Genomic DNA, 20,345 nt, shown 5'->3' with positions numbered 1-20,345 from the left:
TTCGCTGCGGCAGATCGTGTCCACGTACGTGGCATAAAAAACAACCAGGAAGTCACCGACCCCGCCAGGGCTGGATTGCCTGCCAGACCGCAACGAGGGACAGCTTGATATGAGCTGCAATCGGCATACGTTCATCACCAATATCCTCATCTAAACCAAAGTCTAATAGTCGCCTCCATTTTTTCCCTATAACTTTGGGGTTATGCGGAATCTCGATATTTTCTAAATTTGCCGCGTACCCCCGGCGACAGAGATCGCTTTGATTCGGGAAATGTGGAATCCCTCATTCCTGCAACCAAGAAGGAGACATAGATGGCTGTACTAAACAGAATGGACTGGTATGACCTGGCCAGGACCACGAACTGGACCCCCAAGTACGTGACGGAAGATGAGCTGTTTCCGCCGCTAATGTCAGGCGCTTTCGGCCTGCCCCAGAACGCTTGGGAAAAATACGACGAACCTTACAAACAGACCTATCCAGAATACGTGAAAGTTCAGCGCGACAAGGATGCCGGTGCCTATTCGGTGAAGGCTGCTCTGGAGCGAAGCCGCATCTTTGAAAATGCCGATCCGGGCTGGAAATCGGTCATGAAGGCGCACTATGGCGCCATCGCTCGCGGCGAGTACGCAGCAGCCAGTGCCGAAGCCCGCATGATGCGCTTTTCCAAGGCGCCAGGCATGCGCAATATGTCCACGCTGGGCTGTCTGGACGAAATCCGTCATGCCCAGATGCAACTCTTCTTCCCGCACGAGCATGTCTCGAAAGACCGTCAGATGGACTGGGCTTTCAAAGCCTACGACACCAACGAGTGGGGCATGATCGCCGCCCGTCACTTCTTCGATGACATCATGATGACCCGCGACGCCATCAGCGTCTCCATCATGCTGACCTTCAGCTTCGAGACCGGCTTCACCAACATGCAGTTCCTCGGGTTGGCGGCCGATGCGGCCGAAGCCGGCGACCACACTTTCGCCAATTTGATTTCCAGCATCCAGACCGATGAGTCCCGCCATGCCCAGATCGGCGGTCCGGCCCTCAAGATCCTGATCGAGAACGGTCAGAAGGCTGAAGCGCAGAAGCGCGTTGACATTGCCGTTTGGGGCGCCTGGAAGCTGTTCTCCGTGTTGACCGGTCCGATCATGGACTACTACACGCCGCTCGAGCACCGCAAGCAATCGTTCAAGGAATTCATGGAGGAATGGATCGTTGCCCAGTTCGAGCGCGCCCTGACCGACATGGGTCTTGATCTGCCCTGGTACTGGGACATCTTCCTCAAGGACATCGCCGAGACGCACCACGGCATGCACATGGGCTCCTACTTCTGGCGTCCGACCGTGTGGTGGAATCCGGCTGCCGGCGTGACCCCCGACGAGCGGGCCTGGCTGGAAGAGAAATATCCCGGCTGGAACGACACCTGGGGCCAGTGCTGGGACGTCATCATCGACAACGTCGTCGACGGCAACATGGCCATGGCCTATCCGGAAACCCTGCCTTACGTCTGCAACATGTGCCAGCTGCCTATCCTCGGCACACCGGGCAAAGGCTGGAACGTCAAGGACTACCCACTCGAGTATAACGGCCGCCTCTACCACTTCGGTTCGGAGGTCGATCGCTGGTGCTTCGAGCAGGAGCCGGAGCGTTATGCCGGTCACCTGAGCATCGTCGACCGCTTCCTGGCCGGCATGATCCAGCCGATGGATCTGGGCGGTGCTCTCGCCTACATGAATCTCGCTCCCGGCGAGTGCGGCGACGACGCCCACAACTACGCCTGGGCCGAAGTGTACCGCGCCCTGCGGGCAACGAAGAAGGTCAGCTGATTGTAGTGGCCATGCAAGCCGGCGTCTTCGGGCGCCGCTTTCAAAGAACATAGGAGATTCTAGAAATGGCGTTGTTTCCAATTACTTCCAACTTCGAAGGCGACTTCGTGCTGCAACTCGTTGCGGTCGATAGCGAGAACACCATGGATGAAGTCGCTGCTGCTGCCGCGGTGCATTCGGTCGGGCGCCGCGTCCGGGCGCGTCCGGGCTATCTGATGCGAGTGCGTCGTCAGGGTAGCGAAGAGTTTCTGCCGCGCACGATGCGCGTTTCCGAGTCCGGCCTGAAGCCGACGGAAACCGTCGAAATCATCTGGGAGGCCCCGAAGCACTGAGTGCTTGCGGATTCGCCACCCGAATCAGGAATTATCAGGAGTCAGGAATGGGTTTCAAAAAGGTATGCACGCTGGACGACCTCTGGGAAGGGGAAATGGAGTCGTTCGACGTCGACGGTCAGGAAATTTTGCTGGTGTGCGCAGAAGGCGGCGATATCAAAGCCTTCCAGGGCATCTGTCCGCATCAGGACATTCCGCTGATCGAAGGCAGTTTCGATGGCAAGAAGCTGATCTGCAAGGCGCACCTCTGGCAGTTCGATGCCTGTACCGGCAAGGGCATCAACCCTGAGGACTGTGCCCTAGCCGAGTACCCGGTGAAGGTGGACGGAGATGATGTCCTGGTCGAGACCGAAGGTGTCACGCCTTTGTTCGCTCATACCTGAAATCGATCGCCCATTTAGTTGGCTAAGGAAGGTGACATGGGAATTCTGAGTTGGATTGGAACGCTACTGCGCGGCACACAAGCCGAGCCGCAGTTGGCTTGCCCTTCCGGACTGGCGAGCCAGGTCGGCGGACCAGACTTGAAAGAAAACAAGGAGAAAGTAATGAGCATTACAAGTTCTGCACAGGCCTATCACAACAATTTGGTAGGGCCGGTAATGCGTGGTGGTGACTTGGCCATGGCGGTCATCGAGGCGGCGAAAATCGACAATCCGGGCAAGGAGGTTTTTGTCGACGACAAGCGTGCCTATGTCCGTATTCATACCGAACAGGAAATGATACTTCACCGCGAAACCATCGAGGAAGAACTGGGCCGCCCTTTCAAGATGAACGATCTGGAAGTGGACCTCAGCTCCTTTGCCGGACAGATCGAGAGTGGAGACAACTCCATTCGTTTCTATTTCGCGAAAAAAGTTTAAAGCAGCGCAACACGCGTTAGCCAATACCCATAAATCGAGGAGACAAGAATGTCCGAAACCCAAGTACTGAAGCCACTCAAGACCTGGAGCCATCTCGCCACCCGTCGCCGCAAGCCGAGCGAGTATGAGATCGTCAGTGCCAACCTGCATTACAACGACAAGCGGCCCGACACGCCGTATGAGCTTTCACCCACAACGTTCATGAACGAGTGGTACAAAAAAAATACCTTCGGAACCGCCCTCAAGCACCCGGACTGGAACGCCTTCCGCGACCCGGAGGAAGTGGTCTACCGCACCTACAACATGATGCAGGATGGCCAGGAGAACTATGTTTTCGGCCTCTTCGATCAGTTCAACCAGCGCGAGCACGACATCGCCCTCGACCCTCGCTGGGCCGGCTCCCTCGCGCGGATGTACACCCCGTCACGGTATCTTTTCCACACCGTGCAGATGGCATCTGCTTACGTGGGCCAGATGGCACCTGCCAGCACCATCACCAACTGCAACTACTTTCAGATGGCAGACGCGTTTCGTTGGTTAAGTCATACCGCGTACCGGACCAAAGAACTCTCCCTCACTTTCGCTGACAAAGGCTTGGCTGCCAAAGAGCGTGAGTATTGGGAGACTGATCCGGCGTGGCAAGGCTTCCGGGAGTTGATGGAAAAAATACTCACCACTTGGGATTGGGCTGAAGGGTTTGTTGCACTGAGTTTGGTCGCAAAGCCAGCTATCGATGAAGCCGTCCTGCGCAAGCTCGGTGAATCAGCCCGCCATAACGGCGACATGCTGCTTGGCTTGCTGACTGATGCACAGTTGGTCGATGCCGCACGGCACCGTCGCTGGGCAACTGCCCTGGTCAAGATGGCGCTTGAAAAGTCAGGTAATGCCGAGGTTATCAAGGGCTGGATTGCCAAATGGGAGCCCTTGGCTGACAAGGCCATCGACGCCTACTGTGGTGCGCTCACAGATGTGCCTCAGGCGGCCCAATCTGCAAAGCAGGCCACACGCGACTTCCGCCAATCGTTGGGGCTGTAAGTACAACCAAAAGCCTGAAAGCATGCGCTCTAAAGGCGTCTGCAGCCAGGCTGTAACCCCAATGATTGGAATGGTTATGACCAAAGCGAGAATCACAACTGAGCCCGAGAAGAGTGTCTTTGACCAATCGGGGAAAGATACGGTATTGCGGGCCGCGCTGCGTGCCGGAATTGGCTTTCCCTACGAGTGCAACTCGGGCGGATGTGGCAGTTGTAAATTCGAATTACTCGATGGTGAGGTGGAAAATCTTTGGCCGCAAGCACCGGGCCTAACCGACCGTGACAAACGAAAAGGCAATCTTCTTGCTTGTCAATGCGTTGCAAGCACTGACTTGCGCATCAAGGTTCGTAACTCACCAGAATGCGTGCCAGTCATCAGTGCCCAGCGATTTCGAGCCAAATTTACGGGTATGCACGAGATCACCCACGACATTCGCGAGTTTCGATTTGTTGCCGATGGTCCCGCAAATTTTCTGGCAGGTCAGTTTGCCATGCTGGAAATTCCCGGCGTTGGTACGCCCCGAGCCTATTCAATGTCTAACATTGGCAACAACGCAGGGGAATGGCACTTTCAGATCCGCCGCACCGCCAATGGCGTAGCAACCGACCAGTTGTTCCACCACATGAGGTCTGGCGAGGAAATTGAAATTGATGGGCCTTATGGTTTGGCCTATCTGAGAACCGAGGTCGAGCGTGACATCGTCTGCATTGCGGGTGGTTCAGGTCTGGCGCCAATGGTGTCAATTGCCCGTGGGGCGGCCCAGTCAGGCATGCTGAAAACGCGCCAGCTCCATTTCTTCTATGGTGGCCGGACTTCGCGCGACATCTGTGGAGAGAGCTTCTTGAGAGAGATTCCTGGTTATGGCGAACGCATCCATTTTCACCCGGTGGTGTCGTTGCCGGCAGATGACTCTAGTGCGCACTGGATGGGTGAAACCGGTTTTGTTCATGAACTGGTTCGGCGTGTATTTGGTGAGACCTTGCCAAATTTCGAGTTCTATTTTGCCGGTCCACCGCCCATGACACAGACATTGCAGGAAATGCTGATGGTGGGCTACCGCGTTCCTTTTGAGCAGATTCATTTCGATCGCTTTTTCTAGGAGGCACATCTTGGTCAATGCCCAATCCAAACTTGAAATTGCCGCTCCTGCCAAGGCAGTGTGGTTAACGGTCAAGGATTTTTCTGGCATCTGCAAAATCCTGCCGATGTTCGACATGCTTGAGTGCAATGGCAATACGCCAGGTTCAATCCGTAAATTGGCAAGCGCTGATGGTGTGCTGATTGAACGTCTGGAGTCTTTGGACAACTCAGCCCGTGTTTTGTGTTATTCGATCATTGAGCCAACCACGCCGATGAACGGTTACCTTGGCAAGATTGATGTCCGAGACCTGGGAGCCCGCGGTTGCGAAGTTGCATGGTCTTCCACTTTTGAGGCTGTAGGCTTACCTGGCGACCAAGTCGTTGCTCTGGTGGAGGGCATTTATGCCACCGGCTTGGCCAATCTGGCCAAGCTGCACTCTTGATCGAGTCAATTTTCCAAGGATGCAATCACTTTCAAATCAATTCTCTCGCCCCCACCTGGAGACCAAAACAACAGTATTTAACGGGGCTATTAGGGAAACTCTGCAAAAGTCCCCCGATGATTTGTTATAGAAAACATGCTGATCCTGTGCTGAATATGCCCTGCTTGCTTTAAAATACATAGCATGAAATCCAGTACCAATCAAGCATCACTCGGGTTTTCTTTGTGCACCCGAAAGACCCGCAAAGCGGTCTTTCTCGACGAGATGGATCGCGTAGTTCCATGGGCGCGTTTGGTCGACCTCATTGCCCCGCATTACCCTGACGGTCTCATCGGTCGCCCGCCCTTTCCCTTGGAGGTGATGCTGCGTACCCACTTCCTGCAGCAATGGTTCAACCTGTCTGACCCGGGCATGGAAGAAGCTTTCTTCGATGTACCGCTGTACCGGGAGTTTGTGGATCTGGGTGACAACGAGCGCCTGCCCGATGAGAGCACCATCCTGCGCTTTAGACACCTGCTGGAAGAGCACAACCTGGCGGCCAAGATGCTGACTGAGGTGAACGCCGTCTTGAGCGAGCGTGGTCTGATGCTCAAAGAGGGCAGCGCCGTTGATGCCACCCTGATTGCTGCACCCAGCTCCACCAAAAACAAGGCCAAGGCCCGTGACCCCGAGATGCACTCCAGCCAGAAGGGTAACCAGTGGTACTTCGGCATGAAGGCGCATATCGGTGTGGATGCCGACTCCGGCTTGGTACACACGGTGCGCTGTACCAGTGGTAATGATCATGACATCACCCAGGCACACCGCTTGTTGCACGGACATGAGAAAACTGTCTGGGCTGATGCCGGGTATCAGGGTGTAGAGAAGCGAGAAGGCGCTGACCCCGATGTGACTTGGCATGTGGCCATGCGCCCGGGCAAGCGCAAAGCCCTCAAGCACGCTGGCGCGTTGGGTGAGTTGCTGGACAAGGCAGAGAAGCTCAAGGCGGGTGTTCGCGCCAAGGTGGAGCACCCGTTTCGGGTGATCAAGCGCCAGTTTGGTTTTGTGAAGGTGCGCTACAAAGGGCTGGCCAAGAATGCGGCGCAGATTGCCACGTTGTTTGCGTTGTCCAATTTGTGGATGGCACGCCAGGATTTGATGGCGGTGCGGGCATGAGTGCGCCTGAAATGGGCCAAAGTGGCCACAACGGGGTGTCAAAAGCCCCGCCAACCCCGAAAAGCGGGGTTCCAGTCCGACACGCGGGCTGCTAAAACCAGAATCACGACGATGATGAGTGCGGTAACACATCTGGGTTTGAATTATTCAGACTGTCCTTAGAGCCTCGAAGCCGGGCAGCAACCAAGCGGACATGCAAGTTTGTCAACATGCCGTGGTTCAAAACTCGGCGAACGTGGCTTCGGTTTCCGCATTAGCAAGGCTCATTGATTGAGTCCGAACATAAATTCACATTAAAACCAGGAGACAGCAAAATGAAATTCAAATTAAACACCATCAGCATGGTGACCGCCGCATGCTTGGCATCCACAGGTCAACTGGCTCAGGCCACAGAGGTCTTTCGACTCGAAGGCTTTGGGGCAGTTTCGCGTGCCATGGGCGGCACAGCTGTGGCCTTCAATGTGGGTGCTGCCGGCATGATGACCAACCCGGCCACATTGTCATTGATGGCACCGGGCTCCGAACTTCATTTGGGCTTGGATCTGATCACCACAGATATCAATGTGGAAAATCAATCGACCGGGGAAAGTGTTTCATCCGGTACCCACTCCAGTAACCGAGGCCCCTATTTGGCCCCCGAGGCAGCCTACACGCACCGCAATGGCGATTTAGCGTACGGCATTGGGGCCTTTGCTCAAGGCGGCTTGGGAACTGAATATGGCAGCAGCAGTTTTCTTTCCCGTGCCGCGGGTGGCCTCAATACCGGTCTTGAAAACTCAAGCCGTCTGCTGGTGTTAAACATCCCGTTTGCCGCGAGCTACCAGGTCAACGAAAAGCTGGCCGTTGGCGCCAGCGTTGACGCTATGTGGCAGGGCTTGAATCTGGATCTCCTCCTTGGCGCAGGCCAGGTTGGCGCGCTAATTGGAGCAGGAAGAGTCAACGGGAGTTTATTACCGGTACTCGGTGGTTTGCCGGACATGCGCGGTGCGCATTTCAGCTTGACCAAAAATAAACCCTTGGCCAGTGGCGTTGAATCCTGGGGCTTTGGTGGCCGCATTGGACTGACATACAAAATGTCGAACGACACCATGGTTGGGTTGGATTACGCCATGGAAAGTCAGATGAAGGACATGGATGGACGAGCCACGCTCACCGCCATTGATGGCATTGCCGGGCAAATCCCCTTGGCAGGCAACATCAGGTTGCGTAATTTTCAGATGCCCGCGAAATTGGACTTTGGCCTAAGCCACCGCTTCAACGATCGCTGGATGATGGCTGTGGACGTGTCTCAGGTATTTTGGGAACACGCCATGAAAGACATTAATGTCGGATTTGTGGCAGATGGTGGCGGCACTCTCGACATCCTGCTGCCACAAAACTACAAAGATCAAACCATATTGGCTCTTGGTGTTGCCTATCAGATTGGCAACTGGACGCTGCGCGGCGGAGCTCGCCTGGCAACCCAGGCGCTGCGTTCAGAAACTTTGTTTGCCGTGATTCCTGCAACGCCTAGAAAACACGTGTCGGCGGGGTTTTCATACGCTTTTTCCAAAGAGAGCAGCCTTGATGTTGCCTATTCTCATGCCTTTGAAGAGACGATGGGAAATCCTGGTGGAACATCAAATTCTGCGGATCCGATTCAAACAACGCACTCGCAAAACAACGTGACCATTGGCTACACACATCGGTTCTAAAAACAATTCGAACCGCGGCGAGGGTGTGCCCTCGCCAATTCTCATATGGCGTGAGACCAATCTGATTGGCGATGCCACCGAGTTCAGAGAGATTGAAACGCAGTCCATTAAAAACACAGGAGACAACACATGAAAGCCGCAGTTTATTACGGTCCCCAAGATATCCGTTGCAGCAATATCGCTGACTCTGTCATTCGCGAAGGCCACGAAATGCTAGTGAAGGTCACGGCAACATCGATCTGTGGCTCCGACTTGCATTTGTACCGTGGGGCGTTGGACCCCATCATGACAAAGGGGCAATCACAAACAGGCCACGAACTCGTCGGCGAGGTGCTTGACATAGGAAAGGCTGTGGGTCGCTTCAAGCGCGGCGATCGCGTGACCATGGGCTACTCTGCATCTTGCGGTCACTGCTACATGTGCGAGGTCGGTCAAACAGCGCATTGCGAGACAACGCAGAAAGCCGTCTATGGCTTTGGTGTGCCATTTGGCAATCTCAATGGTACGCACGCAGAAACCATGGTCATGCCCTACGCGGACGGTCACGCCATGAAAGTGCCTCATGAAATATCTGACGGTGCGGCGCTGACGCTGTCCTGCAACCTGCCCACCGCCGTCATCGCCAACCATCTCGCCGACATACAGGTGGGTGAAAGTGTGGCGCTTGTAGGCTGCGGTCCGACCGGGTTGATGGCACTGGATATCGCTCTGCACCGGGGGCCTGGACGAATCGTTTCGTTGGATACCGTACCCCACCGATTGGCAGCTGCCGCAAAAAAAGGCGCGGTTGCCATTGATTCGTCGCAAGACGGCTGGAAAGAAAAAGCGCTGCAGCATACGGGTGGCCGTGGCTTCGACAAGGTGATCGAAATGGTGGGCTATCCCGAAACCCTGCAAATGAGCTTAGACCTGGTTCGCCCGGGCGGGACGGTCGCGGCTTTGGGAGTGTTCTGCGACAGCACCTTCAACCTCAATCTGGCAGACGTTTTTTTGCGTGACATCACGCTGCACATGAATGGTTTTGCCAATGTTCAGCCGTATATGTGGGAGGCTTTGCGCATGATGGAGCGCGGCGTGGTCAACCCGCAAGAATACTTCTCACACACGTTTTCTCTGACTGATGTGGACAAGGCGTTTGCAACCTTCCATCAAAAGTCGGATGGTGCCATGAAGATGTTGATCCTACCCTGAGCTGGCATTGATCAATTATTCATCTTAAGCCATTTATCTCGATATTTCTTCAAATCACTCACTCGACTCAACTTTTGAGCTTATTGATTTAAATTTAATCATTTGATAAGTTTTCATCCAAAAATATGATCATATGATGAATTTAATAAAAATTTGCAGATGAATTTGACGAGGGTAATCCCTAGATTTGAATAATATTTTTCAACTCTTAAGAAATTTAACATCGTAAACCTAGGGGTAAACCCGTTAATTATCGAGATTGCAGTCATAACAAAGCTTGTTGGCAAGATCCTTGCATTGCCATCTAAACAGTACTTTCTACCAAATAGCCATGACCACAACCTTCACCTCATTAATAGAGCCGGCTTGCAACATCGCGAACAGGTTTGTCCGCGTCAAAGAGGTTCGTGCAGACGGTTTGGTGTGCTTTGAATTTGCCATCGGCTGGCCCGAGTTGTTCGTGGATCTGATGTTGCCAAAACCTGCTTTTGACGATTTTTGCGCTCGAAACCAGGTGCAGTTGTTGAGTGATTGAGTCCGTTCGTCGTTTTTTTAAAAAGGATATTTTCTATGTCAGTCGATCTTCATGCCCGTGAAATAAAGCCCCTGCGCAATACCTTTTCGCATACAGCGAAATACGTGGGCAACGACAAACCGGCCTCGCGCTACCAAGAGGCCACTCTTGACACCCAGCCCACTGACAATTTTCACTATCGCCCGACCTGGGATCCTGAGCACGAGATATTTGACAAGTCACGCTCGGCGGTCAAACTGGCCGACTGGAACATGCTGCGTGACCCGCGTCAGTACTACTACGCCACCTGGACTATGGCACGGGCGCGCCAACAAGATGCAATAGAGTCAAACTACGAATTTGTGCAGTCTCGTGGGCTGGTCGCCAAGATGTCAGAGGCCGTGCGCAGCAAGGCCTGCGAAGTGCTGATGCCGCTGCGCCACGTGGCATGGGGTGGCAACATGAACAACAGTTCGATCGGTGCTTACGGCTACGGCACTCCCTTTACAGCACCTGCCATGTTCCACGCCTTAGACCACCTGGGCGCGGCGCAGTTCATCACCCGTCTGGGCTTGGCGCTGGACGAGCCGGCCATTCTGGATGCGGGCAAAAATGACTGGCTCAACACCGCCTGCTGGCAGCCGCTACGCCACTATGTCGAAGACACGCTGGTGTTGCAGGATCCGTTTGAGCTGTTCATTGCGCAAAAATCGGTTCTAAAAACAATTCGAACCGCGGCGAGGGTGTGCCCTCGCCAATTCTCATATGGCGTGAGACCAATCTGATTGGCGATGCCACCGAGTTCAGAGAGATTGAAACGCAGTCCATTAAAAACACAGGAGACAACACATGAAAGCCGCAGTTTATTACGGTCCCCAAGATATCCGTTGCAGCAATATCGCTGACTCTGTCATTCGCGAAGGCCACGAAATGCTAGTGAAGGTCACGGCAACATCGATCTGTGGCTCCGACTTGCATTTGTACCGTGGGGCGTTGGACCCCATCATGACAAAGGGGCAATCACAAACAGGCCACGAACTCGTCGGCGAGGTGCTTGACATAGGAAAGGCTGTGGGTCGCTTCAAGCGCGGCGATCGCGTGACCATGGGCTACTCTGCATCTTGCGGTCACTGCTACATGTGCGAGGTCGGTCAAACAGCGCATTGCGAGACAACGCAGAAAGCCGTCTATGGCTTTGGTGTGCCATTTGGCAATCTCAATGGTACGCACGCAGAAACCATGGTCATGCCCTACGCGGACGGTCACGCCATGAAAGTGCCTCATGAAATATCTGACGGTGCGGCGCTGACGCTGTCCTGCAACCTGCCCACCGCCGTCATCGCCAACCATCTCGCCGACATACAGGTGGGTGAAAGTGTGGCGCTTGTAGGCTGCGGTCCGACCGGGTTGATGGCACTGGATATCGCTCTGCACCGGGGGCCTGGACGAATCGTTTCGTTGGATACCGTACCCCACCGATTGGCAGCTGCCGCAAAAAAAGGCGCGGTTGCCATTGATTCGTCGCAAGACGGCTGGAAAGAAAAAGCGCTGCAGCATACGGGTGGCCGTGGCTTCGACAAGGTGATCGAAATGGTGGGCTATCCCGAAACCCTGCAAATGAGCTTAGACCTGGTTCGCCCGGGCGGGACGGTCGCGGCTTTGGGAGTGTTCTGCGACAGCACCTTCAACCTCAATCTGGCAGACGTTTTTTTGCGTGACATCACGCTGCACATGAATGGTTTTGCCAATGTTCAGCCGTATATGTGGGAGGCTTTGCGCATGATGGAGCGCGGCGTGGTCAACCCGCAAGAATACTTCTCACACACGTTTTCTCTGACTGATGTGGACAAGGCGTTTGCAACCTTCCATCAAAAGTCGGATGGTGCCATGAAGATGTTGATCCTACCCTGAGCTGGCATTGATCAATTATTCATCTTAAGCCATTTATCTCGATATTTCTTCAAATCACTCACTCGACTCAACTTTTGAGCTTATTGATTTAAATTTAATCATTTGATAAGTTTTCATCCAAAAATATGATCATATGATGAATTTAATAAAAATTTGCAGATGAATTTGACGAGGGTAATCCCTAGATTTGAATAATATTTTTCAACTCTTAAGAAATTTAACATCGTAAACCTAGGGGTAAACCCGTTAATTATCGAGATTGCAGTCATAACAAAGCTTGTTGGCAAGATCCTTGCATTGCCATCTAAACAGTACTTTCTACCAAATAGCCATGACCACAACCTTCACCTCATTAATAGAGCCGGCTTGCAACATCGCGAACAGGTTTGTCCGCGTCAAAGAGGTTCGTGCAGACGGTTTGGTGTGCTTTGAATTGCCATCGGCTGGCCCGAGTTGTTCGTGGATCTGATGTTGCCAAAACCTGCTTTTGACGATTTTTGCGCTCGAAACCAGGTGCAGTTGTTGAGTGATTGAGTCCGTTCGTCGTTTTTTTAAAAAGGATATTTTCTATGTCAGTCGATCTTCATGCCCGTGAAATAAAGCCCCTGCGCAATACCTTTTCGCATACAGCGAAATACGTGGGCAACGACAAACCGGCCTCGCGCTACCAAGAGGCCACTCTTGACACCCAGCCCACTGACAATTTTCACTATCGCCCGACCTGGGATCCTGAGCACGAGATATTTGACAAGTCACGCTCGGCGGTCAAACTGGCCGACTGGAACATGCTGCGTGACCCGCGTCAGTACTACTACGCCACCTGGACTATGGCACGGGCGCGCCAACAAGATGCAATAGAGTCAAACTACGAATTTGTGCAGTCTCGTGGGCTGGTCGCCAAGATGTCAGAGGCCGTGCGCAGCAAGGCCTGCGAAGTGCTGATGCCGCTGCGCCACGTGGCATGGGGTGGCAACATGAACAACAGTTCGATCGGTGCTTACGGCTACGGCACTCCCTTTACAGCACCTGCCATGTTCCACGCCTTAGACCACCTGGGCGCGGCGCAGTTCATCACCCGTCTGGGCTTGGCGCTGGACGAGCCGGCCATTCTGGATGCGGGCAAAAATGACTGGCTCAACACCGCCTGCTGGCAGCCGCTACGCCACTATGTCGAAGACACGCTGGTGTTGCAGGATCCGTTTGAGCTGTTCATTGCGCAAAACCTGGCGCTTGACGGTCAACTCTACCCGCTGATCTACGGCAGCTTTGTCGATGACCACATTGCTTTGCAGGGCGGCACAGCGGTGTCGATGCTGGTCGCCTTCATGCCCGAGTGGCACACCGAGAGTGCACGCTGGATTGACGCTGTGGCCAAGGTGGCTGCGGCTGAATCGGCTGAAAACCGGCAACTGATCGCGGGTTGGCTCACCACATGGGCTGATCGTGCCCAGGCCGCCCTGGCCCCAGTGGCTGAACTGGCACTGGGTAGTGTTGGCGCGACTGCTCTGGAGGAGGCGCGCACAGCGCTTGACCTGCGCTGCAAAAAAGCCGGACTCCTCGCCTGAGTGCCCGCACCCAACCATTCTAAAAAGGAGACACGCATGTCAAATGTATTTATTGCCTTCCAGGACAACGAAGATGCACGCCCCATCATTGAGGCCATCCTTGCCGACAACCCCGCCGCACAGGCGACCTACCCCACGGGACTGGTCAAAATTGACGCGCCCGGGAGGCTGGTGGTTCGTCGCGCGACCATTGAGGAGCTGGTAGGGCGCCCCTACGACTTGCAGCAGATTCACGTCAACCTTGTCACCCTGTCGGGTCACATTGACGAAGATGACGACCAGCTTTCTCTGAAATGGAACAACTGAATCCCAACCCCAAACAAGGAGCACACATGGACACCCCTGTACTGAAAAAGAAACTCGGTCTCAAAGAACGTTATTCCGCCATGACGCGTGGCCTGGCCTGGGACACCACCTACCAGCCTATGGACAAGGTTTTCCCTTATGACAAATACGAGGGCATCAAGATCCACGACTGGGACAAGTGGGAAGACCCGTTCCGCCTGACGATGGACGCATACTGGAAATACCAGGGCGAAAAAGAGAAAAAACTCTATGCGGTGATCGAAGCTTTTGCACAGAACAATGGCCAGACCGGCGTGGCTGATGCACGCTACGTTAACGCGCTCAAGATTTTTCTCACTGGTGTGACCCCGCTGGAGTACTACGCTTACCGCGGCTTTGCCCACGTGGGGCGACAGTTCACAGGTGCCGGTGCCCGCGTGGCCTGCCAGATGCAGTCCATTGATGAACTGCGCCACAACCAGACTGAAACACACGCTTTAAGCCACTACAACAAGTATTTCAATGGCCTGCACAGCCCCAAACACATGTATGACCGTGTGTGGTACCTGTCGGTGCCGAAGTCATTCTTTGAAGATGCCTACACTGGCGGCCCGTTCGAGTTCCTGACCGCGGTCAGCTTCTCGTTCGAGTATGTGCTGACCAACCTGTTGTTTGTGCCCTTCATGTCGGGTGCGGCGCACAACGGCGACATGTCCACCGTGACCTTTGGTTTCAGCGCGCAATCTGATGAATCACGCCACATGACGCTGGGCATCGAGTGCATTAAATTCATGCTGGAGCAGGATCCTGCCAACGTGCCGATCGTTCAGGGCTGGATCGACAAATGGTTCTGGCGCGGCTATCGCCTGCTGAGCATCGTGGCCATGATGCAAGACTATTTCCTGCCCAAAAAGGTGATGAGCTGGCGTGAGAGCTGGGAAATGTACGTTGAGGAAAATGGTGCGGCGCTCTTCAAGGATTTGGAGCGCTACGGCATCAGAACGCCCAAGGGTTGGCTGCAAGCGTGCGAAGGCAAGAATCACATCAGCCACCAGACCTTCGCCACTTTTTACAACTACAACGCGGCCGCACCCATTCACACTTTTGTTCCTAGCGCGGAAGACATGGCGTGGTTGACAGAAAAATACCCGGAAACGTTCGATAAGTACTACCGTCCGCGTTGGGATTTCTGGCAAGAGCAGGCCAAACAAGGCAACCGCTTCTATCAGAAGACCTTACCCATGCTGTGTCAGACCTGCCAGGTTCCGATGCATTTCACCGAGCCAGGTGATGCCACGAAGATCGCTTACCGCGAAACCGACTACAAGGGCGACAAGTACCACTTCTGCAGCGACCATTGCAAGGAAATCTTTGAAAACGAGCCCGAGAAGTATGTGCAAGCCTGGTTGCCGCCCCAACAGATCTACCAGGGGCACTGCTTCAAGGAAGGGGTCGATCCGACCGCGGAGGGCTTTGATCCGCTTCTGGCCGTGCTTGACTACTACAACTTGAATTTTGGTCGGGACAACTTGGACTTCGAAGGTTCAGAAGATCAAAAGAACTTTGCCGCATGGAACGGCGAATCCACAGAAGGAGCACAAAAATGAGCGTTAAAGCCCTGAAGCCCTACGATTTTCCAGCCAAAGACGCGCGCGAAAACTTTCCTGCCCCACTGTTGTTCATTGGTTGGGAAGACCACCTGATGTTTTGCGCACCGATTGCCCTGCCCCTGCCAGCGGACACCCCGTTTGGTGCCGTAGGTCCTGGCGTTCTGCCTGGGACTTATGGCTACCACCCTGATTTTGCCAAGATCGACTGGAACAAAGTCGAATGGTTCAAGTCGGGCAAGCCCTGGAAACCTGACTTGGCCAAATCTCTGGCTGACAACGGTTTGAAGCACAAGGATGTGCTTCGCTTTCGGACTCCAGGCCTGAACGGCATCAACGGCACCTGCAATTAAGCGTTGCAGCTTCAGCAGGTGGACTCAAACCCGTCTGCTGTGTCGGCAGCATTTGCACCACTTAAAAACCGAACCCCAATTTATGAGTTACCAACTAACCATTGAGCCACTGGGCGCAACCATCGATGTTGAGGAAGGTCAAACCTTGCTGGATGCTGCACTGCGTCAAGGCATCTACATTCCTCACGCCTGCGGCCATGGCCTGTGCGGAACCTGCAAGGTCGAGGTAACCAGCGGCGAGGTAGACCATGGTCATGCCAATCCGTTTGCGCTGATGGACTTCGAGCGCGATGCCGGCAAGACCCTGGCCTGCTGCGCCACGCTGCAAAGCGATGCCACGATCGAGGCGGATATCGATGAAGAGCCGGATGCCGAGATCATTGCGGTGCGTGACTTTAACTGCACCGTGTCGCGCATCGAATCGCTCACACCCACCATCAAGGCCATTTTTCTCAAGCTTGGGCAACCCTTGCACTTCCAGGCGGGCCAGTATGTGCAGGTGGTGATTCCCGGCATTGAAGGCGCACGCGCGTTTTCAATCGCAAATTCTCCAGCACAAGTCAAAGCCACTGGCGAAGTGGAGCTCAACGTCCGTATCATCAAAGGCGGCGCGGGCACCACCTGGCTGCACGAACAGCTCAAGGCGGGGCGATGCCTTGCGCATCTCGGGCCCCTATGGGCGATTTTTTGTACGCAAATCTGCATCTGAGCCGGTGGTCTTTTTCGCGGGAGGCTCTGGTCTGTCCAGCCCGCGTTCGATGATCCTGGATTTGCTCGATTCCGGCAGCACGCTGCCGATCACCCTAATCTATGGCCAGCGCGTGCGCGAGGAACTGTATTACGACGCAGAATTTCGTGCGCTGGCGGCACAGCATGCCAACTTCACCTATGTACCAGCACTGTCCGGCGAACCTGAAGGGGCGGATTGGGCGGGCGCACGAGGTTTTGTGCATGACATGGCCAAGACCCACTTTGCTGGTGACTTCTCCGGCAACAAGGCTTATCTGTGTGGTCCGCCGGTGATGATTGAGGCCTGCATTTCCACCTTGATGCAAGGGCGCCTCTACGAGCGTGACATCTACACCGAAAAGTTTCTCTCGGCCGCAGACACCAACCAGCAGCGCAGCCCCCCTTGTTCAAACGGGTTTGAATGGACACACGATGTTTTTAGACACCCGCCCCAAGGTCCCTGTTCACGTCACGCAAACAGACGAAACATTTCCGTGTGCCCATGACGAAAGCCTGCTGCAAGGCATGTTGCGTTTGGGGCGCAAGGGTATCCCGGTGGGATGTGTCAATGGTGGTTGCGGCGTTTGCAAGGTTCACATTCTTGAGGGGCAAACTCACCCGCTCGGTCCCGTCAGTCGCGCTCATGTCAGTGCTGAAGAAGAAACCCAAGGTTTTACTTTGGCCTGCCGTGTCGCACCAGTTACCGCCATCCGGCTGGAGGTGACTGGCAAGTTTGAAAAGCCGTTTCGCAAAGGGTTTGCTGCTACAGCAAACGCCTGAGTTTTAACCTAGAGGAGACTTCAATGGGTATTATGAGAATTGGTCATGCCAGCCTGCGGGTGATGGATATGGCTGCCGCTCTTAAGCACTACGAAAAGGTGCTGGGCATGAAAAAAACGATGGAGGACAAACATGGCAACGTGTACCTCAAATGCTGGGACGAGTGGGACAAGTTCTCTGTGATTCTCACGCCCTCTGACCAGGCGGGTTTGAATCATGTGGCCTACAAGGTCGAAAAGGACAGCGACCTTGACGAGTTGAAAAAGAAGGTTGAGGCCTACGGCATCAAAACAGCCATGCTGGAAGAAGGCACCTTGCCATCAATGGGTCGCATGCTTCAATTCAACCTGCCAAGCGGTCACGAAATGCGACTTTACGCGATGAAAGAGTACGTGGGTACCGAGGTTGGAATTGACAACCCCGATCCATGGCCAGACAACATCACGGGCGCCGGCGCGCACTGGCTCGACCACTGCCTGTTGATGTGCGAGCTCAATCCAGAGACGGGCATCAACAAGGTGGCTGAAAACACCAAGTTCATGACCGATGTGCTGGACTTTTTTCTCACTGAGCAGGTGGTTGTGGGCCCCAACGGTGCGATTCAAGCGGCTACCTGGATGGCACGCACCACCACACCACACGATATCGCCTTTGTCGGCGGTCCGCGCATGGGCTTGCACCACATTGCTTTTTTCCTGGATTCATGGAATGACATCTTGAAGTCGGCCGACGTGATGGCAAAAACCAAGACACGGATCGACGTGGCGCCCACACGCCACGGAATCACGCGTGGCGAGACCATTTACTTCTTTGATCCGAGTGGCAACCGCAACGAAACTTTTGCTGGTCTGGGTTACCTGGCTCAACGCGACCGCCCCGTAACCACATGGGACGAGTCTCATCTGGGAAGCGGTATTTTTTACCATACGGGTGATCTTGTACCGTCCTTCACCGAGGTGTACACCTGAGTCGTCTGACGCAATGATGAAAGGATTTGACGTTTCAAGTGTGGAGGTGCATGCCATTTCGGTCGCAGCCGCTGCATCGGCCGTTCAGGCTGCGGTAGCGCACGCGAGCGAACTGGGCATTCGCATCAACGTCGCGGTGGTCGACTCTGGCAGGCAACCTGGTGGCGTTTTTGCGCATGCCGGGTGCTTTCTTGCACTCCATCGACATCGCCATCGACAAGGCCTACACCGCCGCCAGCTTTGGCCTGCCCACCAGCCAGTGGCATGCCGCGCTGCAGGCGCATTCCGACGCGGTGCGCGAAGGCATCGTGCGCCGCCCCGTTTTGTGGCTTTTGGCGGCGGCTTGCCACTCAACGAGGCCGGTCAGCGCATTGGCGGCATCGGTGTCTCGGGCGGTTCGGAGGCGCAGGATGAAGCCTGCGCGCAAGCCGGGCTGACGCCATTGGTTTGAGCAGCTAACTTTCCTGGCCCAGGTGACACCACTGCGGGCCATGAAAGTTATTTCACGTTAACGGCGCAAGGCATTTGCCCGAGCGCCACTTTAGGAAAGCGGACCATGAAAGAAATCAAGAACTTCATCAACGGCGAAGTACGTCACCAACGTCAGCGGCAAGACTTACGAGAAGCGCAACCCGGTCGACAACTCCTGATCGGCATGGTCCATGAGGCCGGCCAGCCTGAAGTGGATGCGGCCGTGGCCGCCGCCCGCGCCGCGCTGCACGGCCCCTGGGGCAAGCTCTCGGTGGTCGACCGCTGCGCCATGCTCGACGGTCTGGTGGCCGAGATCAACCACCGCTTTGACGACTTCCTGCAAGCCGAAATCGCCGACACCGGCAAGCCGGCGCACCTGGCCTCGCACATCGACATCCCGCGCGGTGCGGCCAACTTCAAGATCTTCACCGACACCATCAAGAACGTCTCCACCGAGTCGTTCGAGATGCGCACCCCCGACGGCAAAACCGCGCGCAGCTACGGCGTGCGCACGCCGCGCGGCGTGATCGCCATCATCTGCCCGTGGAACCTGCCGCTGCTGCTGATGACCTGGAAATGCGGCCCGGCCATGGCCTGCGGCAACACCGTGGTGGTCAAACCTTCCGAAGCGACCCCCAGCACCGCCACGCTGCTGGGCGAAGTGATGAACAAGGTCGGCGTGCCGCCCGGCGTGTACAACGTGGTCAACGGCTTTGGCGTGAATTCGGCTGGCTCCTTCCTGACCGCCCACCAGGGTGTCAACGGCATCACCTTCACCGGCGAGACCAAAACCGGCACCGCCATCATGAAGGCTGGCGCCGACGGCATCCGCCCGGTGTCCTTGGAGCTGGGTGGCAAAAACGCGGCGGTGGTGTTTGCCGACTGCGACTTCGAGAACGCGGTCGTCCACCGTGACCCGCTCGGCTTTGAGAACTGCGGCCAGGTCTGCCTGGGCACCGAACGCGTCTATGTGGAGCGCCCCATCTTTGACAAGTTTGTCGCCGCCCTGAAAGAGCAAGGCCGAGCAGATGAAGCCCGGCCGCCCGTTCGACCGGACACCAAGATCGGCCCGCTGGTCAGCAAGATCCACCAGAAAAAGGTGCTGTCTTACTACCCCGAAGCCAAGGAAGAGGGCGCCAACATTGTGTTTGGCGGCGGCGTTCCCGACATGCCCGACGACCTGAAAGACGGCTGCTGGGTCGAACCCACCATCTGGACCGGCCTGCCCGAGACCGCCACCGTGGTGCGCGAAGAAATCTTCGGCCCCTGCTGCCACATCCAGCCCTTCGACACCGAAGAAGAAGCCGTGCGCATGGCCAACGACACCAAGCTACGGCCTGGCCACCTCGATCTACACGCAAGACATCAGCCGCGCCAGCCGCCTGGCGACGCAGATCGAGGTCGGCCTGTGCTGGATCAACAGCTGGTTCCTGCGCGACCTGCGCACCCCGTTTGGCGGCTCCAAGCAGTCGGGCATCGGCCGCGAAGGCGGTGTGCACTCGCTGGAGTTCTACACCGAGCTGCGCAACGTGATGATCAAGTACTGAGCGCCGC

Annotated in this window: 19 protein-coding genes and 4 pseudogenes; all 23 read left to right on the top strand. The window is 55.3% G+C overall.

The genetic code is table 11. The features are described from left to right. Positions 1-312: 312 nt before the first annotated feature. Positions 313-1,818, top strand: a complete 1,506-nt coding sequence (locus tag V5B44_RS04860) for an aromatic/alkene/methane monooxygenase hydroxylase/oxygenase subunit alpha (protein ID WP_332357989.1) — start codon at positions 313-315, stop codon at positions 1,816-1,818. 65 nt (positions 1,819-1,883) lie between these two features. Next, positions 1,884-2,150 carry a toluene-4-monooxygenase system B family protein gene (locus tag V5B44_RS04855; protein ID WP_332357988.1) on the top strand — a complete coding sequence of 89 codons (267 nt, stop codon included), beginning with the start codon at positions 1,884-1,886 and terminating at the stop codon, positions 2,148-2,150. A 47-nt stretch (positions 2,151-2,197) separates the two neighbouring features. Beyond that, positions 2,198-2,533, top strand: coding sequence for a Rieske 2Fe-2S domain-containing protein (locus tag V5B44_RS04850; RefSeq protein WP_332357987.1), 336 nt, complete (start codon positions 2,198-2,200; stop codon positions 2,531-2,533). 162 nt (positions 2,534-2,695) lie between these two features. Next, complete coding sequence (locus V5B44_RS04845) at positions 2,696-3,010, top strand: MmoB/DmpM family protein (RefSeq protein ID WP_332358556.1); 315 nt, start codon at positions 2,696-2,698, stop codon at positions 3,008-3,010. Positions 3,011-3,058: 48 nt separating this feature from the next. Continuing rightward, entirely contained in the window at positions 3,059-4,045 is a 987-nt protein-coding gene (locus V5B44_RS04840) for an aromatic/alkene monooxygenase hydroxylase subunit beta (protein WP_332357986.1), read from the top strand. A gap of 76 nt (positions 4,046-4,121) precedes the next feature. Further along, complete coding sequence (locus V5B44_RS04835) at positions 4,122-5,144, top strand: 2Fe-2S iron-sulfur cluster-binding protein (RefSeq protein WP_332357985.1); 1,023 nt, start codon at positions 4,122-4,124, stop codon at positions 5,142-5,144. A gap of 10 nt (positions 5,145-5,154) precedes the next feature. Continuing rightward, the gene (locus tag V5B44_RS04830) at positions 5,155-5,568 is read left to right on the top strand and encodes an SRPBCC family protein (RefSeq protein WP_332357984.1); all 414 of its coding nucleotides are present in this window, start codon (positions 5,155-5,157) and stop codon (positions 5,566-5,568) included. Positions 5,569-5,751: 183 nt separating this feature from the next. After that, entirely contained in the window at positions 5,752-6,723 is a 972-nt protein-coding gene (locus tag V5B44_RS04825) for an IS5 family transposase (RefSeq protein ID WP_332357983.1), read from the top strand. A 314-nt stretch (positions 6,724-7,037) separates the two neighbouring features. Then, positions 7,038-8,417 carry an OmpP1/FadL family transporter gene (locus V5B44_RS04820; protein ID WP_332357982.1) on the top strand — a complete coding sequence of 460 codons (1,380 nt, stop codon included), beginning with the start codon at positions 7,038-7,040 and terminating at the stop codon, positions 8,415-8,417. A gap of 129 nt (positions 8,418-8,546) precedes the next feature. Further along, entirely contained in the window at positions 8,547-9,608 is a 1,062-nt protein-coding gene (locus tag V5B44_RS04815) for an alcohol dehydrogenase (RefSeq protein ID WP_332357980.1), read from the top strand. A gap of 331 nt (positions 9,609-9,939) precedes the next feature. Next, on the top strand, positions 9,940-10,143 hold the full coding sequence (locus V5B44_RS04810) for a phenol hydroxylase subunit (protein WP_332357981.1): 204 nt from the start codon (positions 9,940-9,942) through the stop codon (positions 10,141-10,143). A 35-nt stretch (positions 10,144-10,178) separates the two neighbouring features. Then, positions 10,179-10,841, top strand: a pseudogene (locus V5B44_RS04805) (phenol hydroxylase); the annotation flags it as partial. Positions 10,842-10,971: 130 nt separating this feature from the next. Further along, positions 10,972-12,033 (top strand): alcohol dehydrogenase, encoded by a 1,062-nt coding sequence (locus V5B44_RS04800; RefSeq protein WP_332357980.1) that lies wholly within the window; start codon positions 10,972-10,974, stop codon positions 12,031-12,033. 468 nt (positions 12,034-12,501) lie between these two features. Then, complete coding sequence (locus tag V5B44_RS04795; protein WP_332358555.1) at positions 12,502-12,567, top strand: phenol hydroxylase subunit; 66 nt, start codon at positions 12,502-12,504, stop codon at positions 12,565-12,567. A gap of 35 nt (positions 12,568-12,602) precedes the next feature. Continuing rightward, positions 12,603-13,598, top strand: coding sequence for an aromatic/alkene monooxygenase hydroxylase subunit beta (locus V5B44_RS04790; protein WP_332358554.1), 996 nt, complete (start codon positions 12,603-12,605; stop codon positions 13,596-13,598). Positions 13,599-13,634: 36 nt separating this feature from the next. Then, positions 13,635-13,904 (top strand): MmoB/DmpM family protein, encoded by a 270-nt coding sequence (locus V5B44_RS04785; protein WP_332357979.1) that lies wholly within the window; start codon positions 13,635-13,637, stop codon positions 13,902-13,904. Between the two features lie 26 nt (positions 13,905-13,930). Then, positions 13,931-15,490 (top strand): aromatic/alkene/methane monooxygenase hydroxylase/oxygenase subunit alpha, encoded by a 1,560-nt coding sequence (locus V5B44_RS04780; RefSeq protein WP_332357978.1) that lies wholly within the window; start codon positions 13,931-13,933, stop codon positions 15,488-15,490. Then, complete coding sequence (locus tag V5B44_RS04775; protein WP_332357977.1) at positions 15,487-15,843, top strand: phenol hydroxylase subunit P4; 357 nt, start codon at positions 15,487-15,489, stop codon at positions 15,841-15,843. Before V5B44_RS04780 ends, V5B44_RS04775 begins: the two co-directional genes overlap by 4 nt. An 82-nt stretch (positions 15,844-15,925) precedes the next feature. Beyond that, positions 15,926-16,993: pseudogene (locus tag V5B44_RS04770) on the top strand (NADH:ubiquinone reductase (Na(+)-transporting) subunit F). Between the two features lie 11 nt (positions 16,994-17,004). Next, positions 17,005-17,352 carry a 2Fe-2S iron-sulfur cluster binding domain-containing protein gene (locus V5B44_RS04765; protein WP_148581396.1) on the top strand — a complete coding sequence of 116 codons (348 nt, stop codon included), beginning with the start codon at positions 17,005-17,007 and terminating at the stop codon, positions 17,350-17,352. Positions 17,353-17,375: 23 nt separating this feature from the next. After that, positions 17,376-18,320 (top strand): catechol 2,3-dioxygenase, encoded by a 945-nt coding sequence (locus V5B44_RS04760; protein WP_148581397.1) that lies wholly within the window; start codon positions 17,376-17,378, stop codon positions 18,318-18,320. Positions 18,321-18,333: 13 nt separating this feature from the next. Beyond that, positions 18,334-18,771, top strand: a pseudogene (locus V5B44_RS04755) (GlcG/HbpS family heme-binding protein). 105 nt (positions 18,772-18,876) lie between these two features. Then, positions 18,877-20,338: pseudogene (locus V5B44_RS04750) on the top strand (2-hydroxymuconic semialdehyde dehydrogenase). Positions 20,339-20,345 lie beyond the last annotated feature (7 nt).

The organism is Candidatus Accumulibacter necessarius, from assembly GCF_036625085.1.
Note: the sequence above shows the minus strand (reverse complement) of the source record. Positions and strands in the feature narration are given on the sequence as shown.

Coding starts and splice junctions, on each gene's coding strand:
- V5B44_RS04775 (WP_332357977.1), top strand. CDS start 15,487: ATGAGCGTTAAAGCCCTGAAGCCCTACGATTTTCCAGCCAAAGACGCG.
- V5B44_RS04860 (WP_332357989.1), top strand. CDS start 313: ATGGCTGTACTAAACAGAATGGACTGGTATGACCTGGCCAGGACCACG.
- V5B44_RS04765 (WP_148581396.1), top strand. CDS start 17,005: ATGTTTTTAGACACCCGCCCCAAGGTCCCTGTTCACGTCACGCAAACA.
- V5B44_RS04790 (WP_332358554.1), top strand. CDS start 12,603: ATGTCAGTCGATCTTCATGCCCGTGAAATAAAGCCCCTGCGCAATACC.
- V5B44_RS04835 (WP_332357985.1), top strand. CDS start 4,122: ATGACCAAAGCGAGAATCACAACTGAGCCCGAGAAGAGTGTCTTTGAC.
- V5B44_RS04845 (WP_332358556.1), top strand. CDS start 2,696: ATGAGCATTACAAGTTCTGCACAGGCCTATCACAACAATTTGGTAGGG.
- V5B44_RS04785 (WP_332357979.1), top strand. CDS start 13,635: ATGTCAAATGTATTTATTGCCTTCCAGGACAACGAAGATGCACGCCCC.
- V5B44_RS04760 (WP_148581397.1), top strand. CDS start 17,376: ATGGGTATTATGAGAATTGGTCATGCCAGCCTGCGGGTGATGGATATG.
- V5B44_RS04810 (WP_332357981.1), top strand. CDS start 9,940: ATGACCACAACCTTCACCTCATTAATAGAGCCGGCTTGCAACATCGCG.
- V5B44_RS04780 (WP_332357978.1), top strand. CDS start 13,931: ATGGACACCCCTGTACTGAAAAAGAAACTCGGTCTCAAAGAACGTTAT.
- V5B44_RS04840 (WP_332357986.1), top strand. CDS start 3,059: ATGTCCGAAACCCAAGTACTGAAGCCACTCAAGACCTGGAGCCATCTC.
- V5B44_RS04850 (WP_332357987.1), top strand. CDS start 2,198: ATGGGTTTCAAAAAGGTATGCACGCTGGACGACCTCTGGGAAGGGGAA.
- V5B44_RS04800 (WP_332357980.1), top strand. CDS start 10,972: ATGAAAGCCGCAGTTTATTACGGTCCCCAAGATATCCGTTGCAGCAAT.
- V5B44_RS04815 (WP_332357980.1), top strand. CDS start 8,547: ATGAAAGCCGCAGTTTATTACGGTCCCCAAGATATCCGTTGCAGCAAT.
- V5B44_RS04855 (WP_332357988.1), top strand. CDS start 1,884: ATGGCGTTGTTTCCAATTACTTCCAACTTCGAAGGCGACTTCGTGCTG.
- V5B44_RS04820 (WP_332357982.1), top strand. CDS start 7,038: ATGAAATTCAAATTAAACACCATCAGCATGGTGACCGCCGCATGCTTG.
- V5B44_RS04825 (WP_332357983.1), top strand. CDS start 5,752: ATGAAATCCAGTACCAATCAAGCATCACTCGGGTTTTCTTTGTGCACC.